At 62.3% G+C, this 13,310-nt stretch carries 18 protein-coding genes and 1 pseudogene; 6 read left to right on the top strand and 13 right to left on the bottom strand.

Features of this window, described 5'->3' with window-relative positions:
- Positions 1–4: 4 nt before the first annotated feature.
- Positions 5–397, bottom strand: coding sequence for a hypothetical protein (locus ACHMW7_RS24390; protein WP_395448008.1), 393 nt, complete (start codon positions 395–397; stop codon positions 5–7).
- Entirely contained in the window at positions 394–642 is a 249-nt protein-coding gene (locus ACHMW7_RS24385) for a hypothetical protein (protein WP_395448007.1), read from the bottom strand. The genes ACHMW7_RS24390 and ACHMW7_RS24385 overlap by 4 nt, the downstream gene beginning before the upstream one ends.
- Positions 643–762: 120 nt before the next feature.
- Here ACHMW7_RS24385 and ACHMW7_RS24380 point away from each other — a divergent pair, with 120 nt between their 5' ends.
- The 6 genes from ACHMW7_RS24380 (at position 763) to ACHMW7_RS24355 (ending at position 3,839) form a co-directional block, all read left to right on the top strand.
- Positions 763–939 carry a hypothetical protein gene (locus ACHMW7_RS24380; RefSeq protein WP_395448006.1) on the top strand — a complete coding sequence of 59 codons (177 nt, stop codon included), beginning with the start codon at positions 763–765 and terminating at the stop codon, positions 937–939.
- A 38-nt stretch (positions 940–977) separates the two neighbouring features.
- The gene (locus ACHMW7_RS24375) at positions 978–1,214 is read left to right on the top strand and encodes a hypothetical protein (RefSeq protein ID WP_395448005.1); all 237 of its coding nucleotides are present in this window, start codon (positions 978–980) and stop codon (positions 1,212–1,214) included.
- Positions 1,215–1,283: 69 nt separating this feature from the next.
- On the top strand, positions 1,284–2,042 hold the full coding sequence (locus ACHMW7_RS24370) for an SOS response-associated peptidase (RefSeq protein ID WP_395448004.1): 759 nt from the start codon (positions 1,284–1,286) through the stop codon (positions 2,040–2,042).
- A gap of 16 nt (positions 2,043–2,058) precedes the next feature.
- Entirely contained in the window at positions 2,059–2,328 is a 270-nt protein-coding gene (locus ACHMW7_RS24365) for a hypothetical protein (protein WP_395448003.1), read from the top strand.
- Between the two features lie 615 nt (positions 2,329–2,943).
- Positions 2,944–3,513: a hypothetical protein gene (locus ACHMW7_RS24360; RefSeq protein WP_395448002.1), complete on the top strand. Its 570-nt coding sequence runs from the start codon at positions 2,944–2,946 to the stop codon at positions 3,511–3,513.
- On the top strand, positions 3,441–3,839 hold the full coding sequence (locus ACHMW7_RS24355) for a hypothetical protein (protein ID WP_395451487.1): 399 nt from the start codon (positions 3,441–3,443) through the stop codon (positions 3,837–3,839). The genes ACHMW7_RS24360 and ACHMW7_RS24355 overlap by 73 nt, the downstream gene beginning before the upstream one ends.
- 77 nt (positions 3,840–3,916) lie before the next feature.
- Here ACHMW7_RS24355 and ACHMW7_RS24350 read toward each other — a convergent pair whose 3' ends face one another.
- The 11 genes and pseudogenes from ACHMW7_RS24350 to trbB all read right to left on the bottom strand — a co-directional run bounded on the left by ACHMW7_RS24350 (position 3,917) and on the right by trbB (position 13,249).
- A complete protein-coding gene (locus ACHMW7_RS24350; protein ID WP_395448001.1) occupies positions 3,917–4,042 on the bottom strand; it encodes a DUF2274 domain-containing protein in 126 nt (41 codons plus the stop codon).
- Positions 4,026–5,174, bottom strand: coding sequence for a TrbI/VirB10 family protein (locus ACHMW7_RS24345; protein ID WP_395448000.1), 1,149 nt, complete (start codon positions 5,172–5,174; stop codon positions 4,026–4,028). Before ACHMW7_RS24345 ends, ACHMW7_RS24350 begins: the two co-directional genes overlap by 17 nt.
- Positions 5,171–6,118, bottom strand: a complete 948-nt coding sequence (trbG, locus tag ACHMW7_RS24340) for a P-type conjugative transfer protein TrbG (protein WP_395447999.1) — start codon at positions 6,116–6,118, stop codon at positions 5,171–5,173. The genes ACHMW7_RS24345 and trbG overlap by 4 nt, the downstream gene beginning before the upstream one ends.
- A gap of 20 nt (positions 6,119–6,138) precedes the next feature.
- Positions 6,139–6,828, bottom strand: coding sequence for a conjugal transfer protein TrbF (gene trbF / locus ACHMW7_RS24335; protein ID WP_395447998.1), 690 nt, complete (start codon positions 6,826–6,828; stop codon positions 6,139–6,141).
- Positions 6,825–8,175, bottom strand: a pseudogene (gene trbL / locus ACHMW7_RS24330) (P-type conjugative transfer protein TrbL). Before trbL ends, trbF begins: the two are co-directional and overlap by 4 nt.
- Positions 8,176–8,178: 3 nt before the next feature.
- Positions 8,179–8,466: a putative entry exclusion protein TrbK-alt gene (trbK-alt, locus tag ACHMW7_RS24325; RefSeq protein ID WP_395447997.1), complete on the bottom strand. Its 288-nt coding sequence runs from the start codon at positions 8,464–8,466 to the stop codon at positions 8,179–8,181.
- Between the two features lie 18 nt (positions 8,467–8,484).
- Positions 8,485–9,258 (bottom strand): P-type conjugative transfer protein TrbJ, encoded by a 774-nt coding sequence (trbJ, locus tag ACHMW7_RS24320; RefSeq protein WP_395447996.1) that lies wholly within the window; start codon positions 9,256–9,258, stop codon positions 8,485–8,487.
- Positions 9,255–11,711, bottom strand: coding sequence for a conjugal transfer protein TrbE (trbE, locus tag ACHMW7_RS24315; protein WP_395447995.1), 2,457 nt, complete (start codon positions 11,709–11,711; stop codon positions 9,255–9,257). Before trbE ends, trbJ begins: the two co-directional genes overlap by 4 nt.
- Before the next feature lie 10 nt (positions 11,712–11,721).
- Positions 11,722–11,985: a VirB3 family type IV secretion system protein gene (locus ACHMW7_RS24310; RefSeq protein WP_395447994.1), complete on the bottom strand. Its 264-nt coding sequence runs from the start codon at positions 11,983–11,985 to the stop codon at positions 11,722–11,724.
- Positions 11,985–12,317, bottom strand: a complete 333-nt coding sequence (locus tag ACHMW7_RS24305) for a TrbC/VirB2 family protein (RefSeq protein ID WP_395447993.1) — start codon at positions 12,315–12,317, stop codon at positions 11,985–11,987. The genes ACHMW7_RS24310 and ACHMW7_RS24305 overlap by 1 nt, the downstream gene beginning before the upstream one ends.
- Complete coding sequence (trbB, locus tag ACHMW7_RS24300; protein ID WP_395447992.1) at positions 12,314–13,249, bottom strand: P-type conjugative transfer ATPase TrbB; 936 nt, start codon at positions 13,247–13,249, stop codon at positions 12,314–12,316. The genes ACHMW7_RS24305 and trbB overlap by 4 nt, the downstream gene beginning before the upstream one ends.
- Positions 13,250–13,310 lie beyond the last annotated feature (61 nt).

Raw genomic sequence — 13,310 nt, 5'->3', positions numbered from 1 at the left:
GTGATCAGCGGCCGTACTCGCGGAAGAACCGCGGCAACTGAAGTGGCCCGCAACGCTCGATCGGCTTCCACTCATCGGTTCGTAGCCAGGCGCCGTTAACACGGCCGCCCTCTCGGTCCTTTGCAGGATCGAAGTGAATGCCTTCGAATTCGGCGGCAAAAACGTCAGCGTCGGCTCGGCTCGCGAAGCAATAGAGCCGATAGTCCTCCTGCTTTCCGTTCGGCCATTTCGCCATGACCTGCTGCGTTCTTGGACGAGGTTCGAAGCGCCTGCAATACCGCTCGAGGAAGTCGTAGTTCTCCATGCAGCAAAGGTCGTTGGGCAGTGCGACCTGATATGGTTGGGTCTGGCGAATCTGCCAGCGCTTTGTATTCTCGCGCGTCTTAGCGGACGTCATTCTTCCCGCCAGACTGGCTCGCGCCGGATCTTGATGGCGACAAGCCGGCGGATTTTCTTGCCCTCCATCTCCCTGGAGCCGGAGAAAACGCGCTCGACCTTGAGGAAACCATGGCCCCCGGCGACACTCTCGCACTTCATCCGGCCGGATAGAGAATCGACGTCGACGTCGCCGAACAGCTGAATTAGGTCCGTCGGGTAATAGACGTGGGCTCGCTTGCAATAGGCGCATCGAACCTCGACCAAATCGCGGGCATCGTTCAGCTTGGACAGTGGAAAAGGTGTTGCTCGGTTCGGCTGTGGCATGAGAACGAAATAGGAACAAACTCCTTGCGGAGTCAATTCACATCACGCTAACGTATTGGCATGAGCGACGAGCAAAACACCGCACCACGCAAACCAGGCGGCATCTATGAGCATTATTGCGAGCACCCCGGCTGTAAAAAGGACGGTGGCTGGGGGTTCGCAACTGGCAAGCAGGCGCCGCATTGGTTCTGCTATGAGCACAAAGCCGAGGGAAAGAAGTACACGGCGCAGCCGTAGAGGCCCGCGTCCATGTCCACAGAAGCAGAGGCCAAGACATGCCCAGGAAACCAGTTCCGAAATCGGATCCTGTTGGTCTAATCGCCGTTAATGTCGATGCGTTCAAGGCTGACGGCGTCATCTACGGGCTGTTCGGCATGATCGATATCGACGACAACATGGTCGAGTATGTGATCTCCAAGGCAGCGGCCGAGATGATTATCCAGTCCGCCCAGGCGTTCATCGATATTGTCGACGGCAAACGACCGATGCCAGAGAGGCCTCATCTGTCCTGACGGCTTCACAATCGCCCGAAAGCCGGTCCCCGATTGACGCCGGGCGCACCCCACGGCAGGTTTTGGCCCATGTGCAACCTCTACAATTTCTCATCCTCGCAAGATGAACTGCGCGCGCTGACCAAGGTGCTCGACGACATCGCCGGCAACCTTGAACCGTCGATCGACGTCTATCCGGGCCGCAATGGGCCTGTGGTGCGCAACTTCGAAGGGCGCCGGCAGTTGGCGATGCTCAACTGGGGCATGCCGACTGCTTCGAACGTACAATTCCAGGCGACCAAGGCCCGTGCGGCAAGGCTCGAGGCGAAGGCTCAGACCGTCGACTTCAAGGCGCTGATGGAAAAGGAGCCCGACAAAGGCGTAACCAACATCCGACGGACGGACAGCAAGCACTGGGCACCCCATCTCGACGCCAAGAGCAGATGCGTGGTGCCGTTCACCAGCTTTGCCGAGCCGAGCCCAGTCGAAGGCGACAAGGACCCTCTCACCGGCAAACATCGCAATTTCTGGTTTGCGCTCAACGAAAGCCAGCCGCTCGCCGTTTTCGCGGGTTTGTGGACGCCTTGGCGCGGCGCCCGTACCATTCGTGACGGCGTGCTCGACTGGGAGGTCTATGCCTTCCTCACCACCAGCCCGAACGCTGTCGTCGCCCCGATCCACGAAAAGGCCATGCCGGTCATCCTGACGACGCAAGACGAGATTGAAACATGGCTGACGGCGCCCTGGTCAGAGGCGAGCAAGCTGCAGCGTCCGTTGCCTGATGACATGCTACAACAGTGGATCTTCCGCCTACCCAGATCGTTTCACCTCAATCGCAGGCGTCGTTGATCTAGGAGCTACCTCGATGTCGAATACCGGTCACGTCGTCCCGCAGCAGAAGATGCCGAAGCTGATCGTCGTCGCCGCGTTCAACCGCGACGACGAAGGCGACCTGAAACCCGCATTCGATCCTCGCCAGATGCAGAGCGAAGACGCTGCCAAGCGCTTAGCCAAGACGATCGAGAGCCAGCACGCCGGCGTGATTGCATGGAGCCGGGAAGCCAACCCTGCCATCGGCGAGTATGGGGAACCCACGATACTTTACCGCGCGGGCGAAGTGCCTGATATGGAATGACACCTCCTACCGTCATATAGCGCTAACAAATGCAGGGTGTATAATTGCCCCGCTGTCAGGGGTGGGCGGCCCTCTCCCTTGCATCAGCATTTCGATCTCTCGTCGCGACCATCACGGGGAGTGTGTTGATATGTCAGAAGGCTATCTCAATCATAAGCTGGAATGCCCCTTCTGTGGGACGATTAGGCTGAGGATCCCGCAGGATGCAGCCCCCGACACCGCAATCACCTGCGCAGATTGCGGTGAGTTTCTAGGCTCTTGGGATGAGTTGCAAACCGACTTCGAAAAGCAAGGCGGCGCAAGCGGAATATTCCGGATCGATAAAGGGCGTATCAGGCGCTTGGATTCCCCAGACTCAGCGTGATTGGGCCAGCTTCCCGACAACTGAATGCCTGCATTGTGCACGAATTGGCTAGGTCACCCTTATCCAATGGGCTATTGCCTGCAACCGTCGCGAGAGCAAAATTAGGCCTTGCACGGTGAGGTGCGACGTCGATGCAGGGCCTAAGTCCGAGAGTTGAGTATTGCGTCGGCTGCCACGCCCAAACTCACCACGCAATGCAGGCGGCCCGACTTGGCAAAGACCAGGCGGGCCGCTTTCACTGCGGCTGACCGATGAAGGACCAGCGCCGGTCCGCGTTCATCCCGCCATGCATTCCGACGCTGGTCGACAAGCGGCCAGAAGGCGACCGCTGGACCCACGAAATCAAGTATGACGGCTACCGCACGCAGATCCACCTGGCCGGCGGCCAGGCACGCGCCTTCACGCGCAACGGGCATGATTGGTCATCGAAGTACGCGTCGGTGCTTGCCGCGTCGCGCGAGTTGATCACGCGCGATGCCATTCTCGACGGCGAGATGGTGGTGCAGGATGAAAGCGGCCGATCGGACTTCAAAAAGCTGGCCACTGCAATCCGGTGGGAGGGCGCCAGTCTGGTCTTCCACGCATTCGATCTGCTGAGTTTGGACGGCAGCGACTTGCGCAAGCAGCGTTGCGAGGATCGTCGGGAACAACTGCACGAGCTCGTTGGCGATCCTCGGTCCATCTCTCCGGTCCAGGTCAGCCAATCGTTCGAAGGCTCGGGGTCGACTTCTTCGCTGCCGTCGAGAAGATGGACCTCGAGGGCATCGGGTCCAAGCGCAAGGCCAGCATCTACCGATCAGGTGACAGCAAGGACTGGCTGAAGACGAAAGCCTATATCACGGGGGAATTTGTCGTGATCGGCTATGAGCGCAAGCGCGGTGCGGCACCCTCACTCCTGCTGGCCGAGGAAACAGACGCCAGCCTGCGCTATGTCGGCAGGGCACTCCCGGCTATCCGGCAAGACCGTCGTGACGAGCTCTGGCAGGCGCTTGAGTTCCTGCACACAAGCCACTTCGCCACCCCGATAGGCGGCGGCAACAAGGCTGCGGTACCGGTGCACCCGATCTTGAACGTCGTCGCGAAGCACCTGAAGGGCGAAGAGAAGCTGCGCCACGCCACTGTGATCGAGGTAATCACGCCGACATAAAAGAAAGGCCTGCCCAGTGAGTCCGCCGGCAGGCCTTCAGGTTTAAGGATCTGTAGCCGAGAAAGGGACGAAAACGGCTACGTCGCGTACATGGTCAAAAACATGAGATCGCGATGCAGCGACGCTGGAAGCTCCAATGTCACTTTGACGAGTCTGTCGTCGGCGATGGGCCCAATTTCAGCTTGGTCATTGCGTTGCTCCATAGGGCTCAAGCACCAAGTCGCGCGTGACGATGACGCGCACTGGAAACCCCGGCCGGATGGTCAGCGTCGGCGCAACATTGAGCTGTCTGCGGATGATCTGCTGGCCAGCGTCATTGATCGTGTCCTGCGCTCCATCGCGGATTGCGCGCAATAGCCGGTTCTCGTCGTCGATCGCCAACTCTGCACCAGCGGCAAGCAACGTGGAGAGACCGGCGGCTTTGGCCAGATCCCACCAATGATAGTCGACCCCGTCCTCAAGCCCGGCATAGCCTTGCGCATCGGCGCCCGGCTGACGTTCGAGAACAATGGAACGGCCAGTCGGAAAAATGAGCCTGTTCCAGACAAGGAGTGCGCGGCGCTGGCCGAATTGGACGTTGTTGTCATACTGCCCGATGAGCCGCGTGCCCTGCGGCACGAGCAGGGCGCGTCCGGTGGGGCTGTCGTAAATGTTCTCAGTGACCTGTGCGGTGACCTGTCCGGGTAGATCGGACCTGATGCCAGTGATGAGAGCTGCCGGGATGACGGCGCCGGCCTGGAGAACGAAGGGCGATGCCGGCGGCATGACGCGGTCGCGCGCCACTGTGCGTCTGTCGGCGGCGGCGTTGAGGAAAGCCAGTTGCTTGTCCTGTGCGGTCTGCTCACCAGGCTGGCTTCCCAGGCCAGCGCCCGGAAAGCCCGACGCGGGTTCTTCCGTCCCGACCGTCGCGGCCGATCCTCCCCGTGACTGGAAAAAGACGGTGCTCGTCCGTGCAGCCTCTTCCTCAGCGCGCCGGCGCTGTTCCGCCTCGTCGACAGCCGGTGCCATGATCGCGGGCGGCACGACGGGTTGCCCCCTGTTTTGGGCGTTGAGAATCGGCCGGCCGAGATCACCCGGCAGCGCCGGCCCGAGGATCGGGCCGGTATAGTCGCGCGGCAGGCCGGCAAGACCGTCCGCCGGTTGCCGATTGGTGGTCGAGTAGAGCTCTTGGTCGTCGGCACCGGGCACGCGCGCCTGAAGCGCATAGATCAGCGCTCCGCCGATGCCGAGCAAGGCGACGACGCCGGCGCCGACGATGACCTTTGGCGACAGGCGGGTGATGCGCGGTGTTTCGGCGCGAAGGCGCATCGGAGCGACATTGTCTGTCTCACTCATGACGATGGTCTTCCATCAGTGCGCACAATCCTTACGGTCTGCTGCCGATCGCCGCCGCCAAGACGTAACTCGGCCGCGCCGAACAGGCGATCGACGATCAGGATGTGTTGGTAGATACGGTTATTAGCGATCTGGGCTTCGCCGTCCGGGCCGATGATAAACAGTGGCGGCATTTCGCCCTGCACGATGCCGCGTGGAAACTCGACAAAGACGCGCCGGCCGTCGTCATAGACTGCGACAGGCCGCCAAGGTGGATTGTCGCCCTTAAGTCCGTAGCGATGGTTCCGCGCTGCGACAGCCGGAATGAGGGGTGTTGCCGGAATGGTCTGGCGCTGTCCGGCTGGCTGCTTTGGATAGGCCCAGGCCACCGCCGGCATATATGGCTTTTCGCCGGAACGCAGCTCGATCATGTAGGTGCGCCGGTCGGTGGTGATGACGAGGTTGGTCGAGATGTCGGCGCTCGTGGGCTTAACCAACACATGGACACGCCGGCTGACCCCGCTACCACTCTCGGTGTCTCCGATGATCCAGCGAGCGGTGTCGCCGGCGGCGATCGGGCCTGCGCCGGTCAGGCTCTCGCCGAGCTCGAGCGCGATATTGGTGATCTGTCCTGGAGCGGCGTAGACTTGGTAGAGAGCACCTTCGCTCCAGGGGTAGATCTGGATCGCATTGTAATAGCCTTCTCGGCGAGGTTGGACGCGCGCGGCTGCATTGGCATTTTCGACACGCGCTGTCGGTGTCGAGGCGGTGCTACCGCCACGTGCCGGGGTCCAGGCAGGCGGGATATGGAGAGGTTTCGGTTTGGCATCTGCCGCTGCCATGGGGATTGCCGGGAGGGGCGGCACGTCGGCGTCGTAGCTGATCACAGGCGGTTTGCTCGTGGCGCAGCCCGCGAGTATGACGGAAAGCAAAAGGACTGGAGCTACGGATTTGCGAAGGGACATTCTGCGGATCGCCGGCCGGTTCATTGGCTCATCTCCTGCGACCAGTTGATGGCATTGACATAGATGCCGAGCGGATTGGCGCGGAGCCTTTCGGCATCGCGTGGCGGCTGGATCACGTTGGTCAGGATTGCAGTCCAGCGCTGGGTCGTGGCGAGCTTCCCGCTCTCGTAGTGGCGCTCGGTCCAGGCGACGCGAAACGAGTCCGGCGAGGCGCGGATCACCGAGGAGACTTCGACTGCGATCTGTTGCCTGCCGACCTTGGTGAATGGGTCATTGGTGCGAGCGTAGTCGTTGAGGGCCGCCGCGCCACGATCCGTGGTCCAGTCATAGGCGCGCAGCCAATTCTGGCGGACGATGATCGGGTCAGCCGGTATCGAGCGGACCTGTTCGATGAAGCGGGCAAGATGCCATGCGATCTGCGGATCGGTTGGCCGATAGTCGGCGCTAGCTGGTACGACAGCTTGCGCCTGACCGAGATTGTCGACTTGCACGATCCAGGGCACGACGGTCCCGCGCGTCGACTGCCAGACGAGTGCCGCAGCGAATACGCCAGAAAGAACCAGCGATCCAAACGCCATGTAGCGCCAGTTCTTGGCCTGAACGCGGGCCGAGCCGATGCGTTCGTCCCAGATCTGCGCGGCCTTTTGATAAGGGGTCTCGGGTTGAGGTGTCTTGCCGTAATGCGCGGCGGGTCGCCTGAAGAGGTTCATGAACGATCACTTGTCTGAAGGTTGACGGAAGAGGCGGAGGCATGGCTGTCGCCGGAGCGAACGGCATGCGCAGTTGTCTGGACGGCATGACCCATGTGGCCGGACCGGCGCATACGCTGCGCCCAGCCGGGCGGCGTGCTGGAAGCATGGTTGATGGAAGCGGGTGCAGGTTCAACGGCGCCTCCGACCGAGCCCATGGTCGAGGAGCCGCCGGTCGCGCTGAAGCCGGCCTTGACGCCGTCGGCGAAGCTTGACTTGACGCTGGCGGCAGCCCTGCGGAGCGGCGATGTCGCCGCGTTGGCGGCGGCATGTGCAACGCCCCCCAGTCCGGAGGCGCTGCCGGCCGCGCCGGACTGACCGAGGGATGCGAGTGAATAGGCAGAAGACGCCGCGCCAGCGGCGGATGCCCCGCCACGGACGGCTGCCGCGCCCGCCGAGACAGCGGCAGCGCCGCCCTTCGCCGCAAGACCGGCAGCTCCAGCAGCGGCCAGCGTCATGCCACCTGCGGCAAGACCCGTGCCCACCGCCGCTCCAGCGCCAAGCTGGGGCCCACCGCTGACAAGCCCAGACGCTATGCCGGGACCGAAGATGCCGAGACCCAGCAGCGACAGGGCAGCGAGCACGACAGCCATCGCGTCGTCGATGCTCGGGGTCTGGCCGCCGAAACCTTGCGTGAACTGGCTGAACAATGTCGAGCCGATGCCGATGATCACGGCGAGCACCAGCACTTTGATGCCGGAGGAGACAACGTTTCCGAGCACACGTTCGGCCATGAAGGCGGTCTTGCCGAACAGGCCGAAGGGGATCAGCACGAAGCCGGCCAGCGTGGTCAGCTTGAACTCGATAAGTGTGACGAAGAGCTGAATTGCCAGAATGAAAAAGGCGAGGATGACCAGTGCCCATGCGAAGAGCAGGCAGGCGATCTGGATGAAGTTCTCGAAGAAGGCCACCCATCCCATCAGGTCGGAGATGGACTCAAGCAGCGGACGGGCGGCATCCAGGCCGGTTTGTGCCACCTTGCCGGGGCGCATCAGGTCGGCCGTCGAAAATCCCGTGCCGGAGCCCTTGAGGCCGAGACCCGCGAAACTGTCGAAGACGATATTTGCCAGATTGTTCCAGTTGGAGATGAGGTAGGCGAAGACGCCGACAAACAGAAGTCTTCTTGACCAGCCGTGCGATGATGTCGTCGTCAGCGCCCCAGCTCCAAAACAGAGCCGCCAGCGTCACGTCAATGACGATCAGCGTGGTGGCGATGAAGGCGACTTCTCCGCCCAGAAGGCCAAATCCGCTGTCGATGTAGCGGGCGAAGACCTCGAGGAAATTGTCGATGACGCCGGCGCCGCCCATGCTTCACCGCATTTCCTGAATGTGCGGAGCAGCAGGCACGGGCCTGCGACCAAGAAAGCGGTCGCGGATTTCCGCCCAGACGCGCAGGCATTCTGCGTCTTCAGCCGCCTTCAGTCCAAGCCGCTGGCACCGGCGCTGTCTCTCGTGCAGCGCATCGGCCTCGGGCCGCAGAACCAGCACCGCCGCCGTCGCAGGCACTGCTTCTTTTCGGGTCAATTCGATTGCTGTCGCCGTGATGGCGATAGCAACGAACACGACTGCGCCGAGGCGCGCCAGCATCTTGCCGTCCATGATGTTCTCCTGTGACCGTCAGTTGCCATTGTTGAACATGCGGGCATTGCCGGGCTGATAGCCGGCACCCGGGGTCAGGAAGCGGCGGCGCTGCTCGCGGCCCTGTTCGGCCGCGGCTGTGCGTTCGGCCTCGGTCAGCGCCTGCGCCCGGCCATTGGCGGCGATGACAGCGGTGAGGTCGGCGAGTTGCTGAGCCTGGAGCGCTAGTAGCTGGTTGCCGGCTTGTGTTGCCTGAAGCGCGCCGGCGGCATTCTGGCTCTGGCCGATCAGTGCCGACATCTGGGCACGATTGGTCTCGATGTTTTCGACGACGCCTGCCTGGACACGCATGGCGTCCTGCAAGCCGCCCACGGTGTTTTGCCAACGGGAACGCGCGTCGGCGACGAGCTCTTGATCGGAGGCCGACAAGGACACGCTGCCGTATTTTTGCTGGAATATCTGGTCGATCTGCTGGACGTCGAAGGCGATGTTTTGCGCCTGGCTGAGAAACGCTTGAGTCTTTTGGACCGACTGCTGAAGCTGCTGGAGAGACGAGTATGGCAGGCTCGCCAGGTTCCTCGCCTGGTTGATGAGCATCTGCGCTTCATTCTGGAGGCTTTTTATCTGGTTGTTGATCTGCTCCAGCGTTCGGGCTGCGGTGAGCACGTTCTGCGCGTAGTTGGTCGGATCGTAGACAATCCGGCCGAAGAAGGCCTGAGCTGGGCTCGTCAGCATGGGCGAAAGCGCTCCGGTAATGGAAAGAACCGTTGCCGCAATCAAGGCAGCGCGAAGGGTCGAGGGTTGGGCGGTCATGGCGTGGGTTCCTTTTCAGGCAGAGGGACGAGATTGGTGAGGTTGGGGATGAGGTCGACCGCCCAAGCGACGCCGCGGGCGTGGAGCCAGGCGGCGAGGAAGCGGTCGCGGCCATGTTCACCGAGGATTTGCGTAATCAGGGTCTGGTCGGTTTTTGAAGATGCGGCGCAAAGCGCGAGAGCAACTTCGGAAAGGCCGAGTTCAAAGAGCCGGTTGCCGCGCCGAGACTGGCAATAGTAGTCGCGCTTAGGCGTAGCGCGCGCCAGGATTTCGATCTGGCGATCGTTGAGGCCAAAGCGACGATAGATTGCGGTGATCTGAGGTTCGATTGCGCGTTCGTTCGGCAGCAATAGCCGGGTCTGGCAGCTCTCGATGATGGCTGGCGCGATAGCCGAGCTGTCGATGTCCGCCAGAGATTGCGTGGCGAAGATGACGCTGGCGTTCTTCTTCCGCAAGGTCTTCAGCCACTCCCGGATCTGGCCGGAGAAGCCATCATCGTCGAGTGCGAGCCAACCTTCGTCGATGATGACGAGTGTAGGCGAGCCGTCGAGCCGGTCCTCGATGCGGTGAAAGAGGTAGGAAAGCACTGCGGGCGCGGCAGCTGTGCCGACCAGTCCTTCGGTTTCGAAGGCTTGGACCGATGTCTCACCGATCCGCTCGAACTCGGCGTCAAGTAGCCGGCCATAAGGACCTCCGACACAGTAGGGGCGTAGCGCCTGTTTCAGGTCATTTGACTGGAGCAGGACGTTGAGGCCGGTGAGCGTGCGCTCGTGGAGCGGAGCACTGGCGAGAGAAGTCAGCGCCGACCACAGATGCTCCTTGATCTCCGGCGTAATGGATACGCTCTCGCGGACCAGGATTGAGACAATCCAGTCGGCTGCCCAGGCGCGCTCCGGCACATGATGGATGCGCGCGAGTGGCTGGAGTTGGGCCGGTTCGCCAATGTCGCCACTCAGGCCGCCACCAAGATCATGCCAGTCGCCGCCCATGGCGAGTGTGGCGGCGCGGATCGAGCCGCCGAAATCAAAGGCGAAGACCTGCGAGTGGCGATAGCGGCGGAACTGCAGTGCCATCAGGGCGAGCAGCACTGACTTTCCCGCCCCGGTTGGACCTACGATCAGCGTGTGACCGACGTCGCCGACATGAAGGCAAAAGCGAAACGGGGTTGAGCCCTCGGCCTTGCCGAACAGCAGAGGGGGCGCTGCGAAATGCTCATCTTCTTGCGGTCCTGCCCATACAGCCGAGAGCGGGATCATGTGGGCTAGATTGACGGTGGAGAGCGGCGGTTGCCGCACATTGGCGTAGACGTGACCGGGCAGCGAACCCAGCCAGGCGTCAACGGCATTTATGGTCTCCGGCGTGCATGTGAAGTCGCGTCCCTGGATGACCTTTTCGGCGAGCCTCAGTTTCTCGTCGGCGACACGCGGATCGGCGTCCCAGACAGTGAGCGTCGCTGTGACGTAAGCCTGTCCGGCATAGTCGGCGCCCAGTTCCTGCAGCGCGAGATCGGCGTCGGCAGCTTTGTTGGCCGCATCTGTGTCGACCAAGGCAGCCGCCTCGTTGGTCATCACCTCCTTGAGAATTGCTGCGATCGACTTGCGCTTGGCGAACCATTGCCGCCTGATCTTGGTAAGAAGCTTCGTAGCGTCAGTCTTGTCGAGGAGGATGGCGCGGGTCGACCATCGATAGGGGAATGCGAGGCGATTGAGCTCGTCGAGGATTCCAGGCGTGGTCGCGGTCGGAAAGCCGACGATGGTGAGAACGCGAAGATGTTGGTCGCCAAGACGCGGTTCGAGCCCGCCGGCAAGGGATCGGTCCGCGAGCAACGCGTCAAGATGCATCGGCGTCTCGGGAACGCGCACTCGATGGCGTTCGGTCGAAACACAGGCATGGAGATAAGACAGCGTCTCGACATCGTCGAGCCATGCGCAATCCGGCATGAAACCTTCGACGAGTTGCAGCACCCGGTCGGTGCGGTCGACGAAGCCGACGACGATCTCATGCGGATCGACGCCGCTTTCGGCTTTGCCTTCGTAGAGCCAGCCTTCTGCGCGCGCCGCGTCCTCCGCCGGTGGCAGATAGGTGAAGGTCAGGAAATAGCTGGACTCGTAGTGGGCCCCGGTCTCTTCGAAGCCGGCCTTGCGTTCGGCATCGACCAGGGCGGAGGCGGCGTCTGCGAATGTGCTTTCCGGATAGGCACCGGCTGCATGACGCTGGGCTTCGACGAAGATCGCCCAGCCCGAGCCGAGGCGGCGGAAAGCGTTGTTAAGACGGCTTGCGATGCTGACCAACTCAGCTGCGACCGAGCTGTCGAGATCCGGCCCGCGGAATCGGGCGCTGCGCTGGAGACTGCCATCCTTGTTGAGGATAACGCCCTCACGCACGAGCGCAGCCCAAGGCAGGAAGTCCGAGAGGCGGGCATTTCGGTTTCGATATTCGGCAAGGTTCATCATGGCGATTACCTCACGCCCTGAGGTGGCCGGGCATGCGCAGATGCCTGCGCACAACATCGGCGAACATCGGATCGCGCTTGGCGGCCCAGACGGCGGCAAGATGGCCGAGCAACCCCAGCGCGATCCCGACGATCCAGAGCCGCAGGCCGAGCCCGAGGGCCGCAGCAAGTGTGCCGTTCAGGATGGCGATCGAGCGCGGGGCGCCGCCGAGAAGGATGTGTTCCGTAAGCGCCCGATGAACAGGTGCGCTGAACCCTGGGACTGGTTCTTCCATCAGACAAGCGCTCCGCCGCCGAAGCTAAAGAAGCTGAGGAAGAAGCTCGATGCGGCGAAGGCGATCGAGAGGCCGAAGACGATCTGGATCAGACGCCGGAAGCCGCCCGAGGTGTCGCCGAAAGCGAGCGTCAGACCGGTCACGATGATGATGATCACGGCGATGATCTTGGCGACCGGGCCTTCGATCGACTGCAGGATCTGCTGCAGTGGCTGTTCCCAGGGCATGGACGAGCCTGCGGCATGTGCGGCAGGGGCAATCGCAAGTGCAAGGATGGTGACCGAGCAAAATGCCGCGATTCGGCGTCCGGCTCGGGAAAGGGGTTGGGTCATGCGGAGGTTCCTTCGTTGTTGGAGGTGATGGGGACGATGCGGTAATCGCCGCCGGGGTCGAGCCCTTCGACGCGAGCGAGTTCGACCAGTCGTCGGGCGGAACCTCGCCCGGAAAGCACCGCGACGAGATCGATGGTTTCCGCGATCAGTGCGCGCGGGACGGTGACAACAACTTCCTGGATGAGTTGCTCGAGGCGCCGCAGGGCGCCGATGCCTGTTCCGGCATGGATGGTGCCGATGCCGCCGGGATGGCCGGTGCCCCAGGCTTTCAGGAGATCGAGCGCTTCGGAGCCGCGCACTTCGCCCACGGGAATACGGTCGGGCCGCAGTCGAAGTGACGCGCGAACGAGATCGGCGAGGGAGACGACGCCTTCTTTGGTGCGAAGGGCCACGAGATTGGGCGCAGCGCATTGCAGCTCGCGTGTGTCCTCGATCAGGACGACGCGATCAGAGGTTTTGGCGACTTCCGCAAGAAGGGCGTTGGTGAGCGTGGTCTTGCCGGTCGAGGTGCCACCAGCGACAAGAATGTTGGCGCGCTCGGCGACTGCCTGACGCAGGGCAGTTGCCTGCTGCGCTGTCATGACGCCGGCTGCGACGTAGTCGTCGAGGGTGAAGACAGCGACGGCCGGCTTTCGGATCGCAAAGGCTGGTGCTGCGACGACGGGTGGCAGCAGTCCTTCGAACCGCTCTCCAGTTTCGGGAAGCTCAGCCGAAACGCGTGGATTGCCAGGATGTACCTCGGCGCCGACATGATGGGCGACGAGGCGAATGATGCGTTCTCCGTCCGCCGCCAGAAGCGTGCAACCTGTATCTTCAAGGCCGCCGGAGAGGCGGTCGATCCAGAGCCGTCCGTCGGGATTGAGCATCACCTCCACGATCAACGGATCTTCAAGGAATCCAGCGATCGCTGGGCCCAGTGCGGTGCGTAGCATGCGCGCACCGCGCAAGGATGCTTCGGAATGTCGTTGAGAAGTCGCCACTTCGTCCCCGTTC

It is taken from the genome of Aminobacter sp. UC22_36 (genome assembly GCF_044056035.1).
Lineage (GTDB): Bacteria > Pseudomonadota > Alphaproteobacteria > Rhizobiales > Rhizobiaceae > Aminobacter.
Note: the sequence above shows the minus strand (reverse complement) of the source record. Positions and strands in the feature narration are given on the sequence as shown.

Coding starts and splice junctions, on each gene's coding strand:
- ACHMW7_RS24390 (WP_395448008.1), bottom strand. CDS start 397: ATGACGTCCGCTAAGACGCGCGAGAATACAAAGCGCTGGCAGATTCGC.
- ACHMW7_RS24380 (WP_395448006.1), top strand. CDS start 763: ATGAGCGACGAGCAAAACACCGCACCACGCAAACCAGGCGGCATCTAT.
- ACHMW7_RS24375 (WP_395448005.1), top strand. CDS start 978: ATGCCCAGGAAACCAGTTCCGAAATCGGATCCTGTTGGTCTAATCGCC.
- ACHMW7_RS24370 (WP_395448004.1), top strand. CDS start 1,284: ATGTGCAACCTCTACAATTTCTCATCCTCGCAAGATGAACTGCGCGCG.
- ACHMW7_RS24365 (WP_395448003.1), top strand. CDS start 2,059: ATGTCGAATACCGGTCACGTCGTCCCGCAGCAGAAGATGCCGAAGCTG.
- ACHMW7_RS24360 (WP_395448002.1), top strand. CDS start 2,944: ATGAAGGACCAGCGCCGGTCCGCGTTCATCCCGCCATGCATTCCGACG.
- ACHMW7_RS24355 (WP_395451487.1), top strand. CDS start 3,441: ATGGACCTCGAGGGCATCGGGTCCAAGCGCAAGGCCAGCATCTACCGA.
- ACHMW7_RS24350 (WP_395448001.1), bottom strand. CDS start 4,042: ATGGAGCAACGCAATGACCAAGCTGAAATTGGGCCCATCGCCGACGAC.
- ACHMW7_RS24345 (WP_395448000.1), bottom strand. CDS start 5,174: ATGAGTGAGACAGACAATGTCGCTCCGATGCGCCTTCGCGCCGAAACA.
- trbG (WP_395447999.1), bottom strand. CDS start 6,118: ATGTCCCTTCGCAAATCCGTAGCTCCAGTCCTTTTGCTTTCCGTCATA.
- trbF (WP_395447998.1), bottom strand. CDS start 6,828: ATGAACCTCTTCAGGCGACCCGCCGCGCATTACGGCAAGACACCTCAA.
- trbK-alt (WP_395447997.1), bottom strand. CDS start 8,466: ATGGACGGCAAGATGCTGGCGCGCCTCGGCGCAGTCGTGTTCGTTGCT.
- trbJ (WP_395447996.1), bottom strand. CDS start 9,258: ATGACCGCCCAACCCTCGACCCTTCGCGCTGCCTTGATTGCGGCAACG.
- trbE (WP_395447995.1), bottom strand. CDS start 11,711: ATGATGAACCTTGCCGAATATCGAAACCGAAATGCCCGCCTCTCGGAC.
- ACHMW7_RS24310 (WP_395447994.1), bottom strand. CDS start 11,985: ATGGAAGAACCAGTCCCAGGGTTCAGCGCACCTGTTCATCGGGCGCTT.
- ACHMW7_RS24305 (WP_395447993.1), bottom strand. CDS start 12,317: ATGACCCAACCCCTTTCCCGAGCCGGACGCCGAATCGCGGCATTTTGC.
- trbB (WP_395447992.1), bottom strand. CDS start 13,249: ATGCTACGCACCGCACTGGGCCCAGCGATCGCTGGATTCCTTGAAGAT.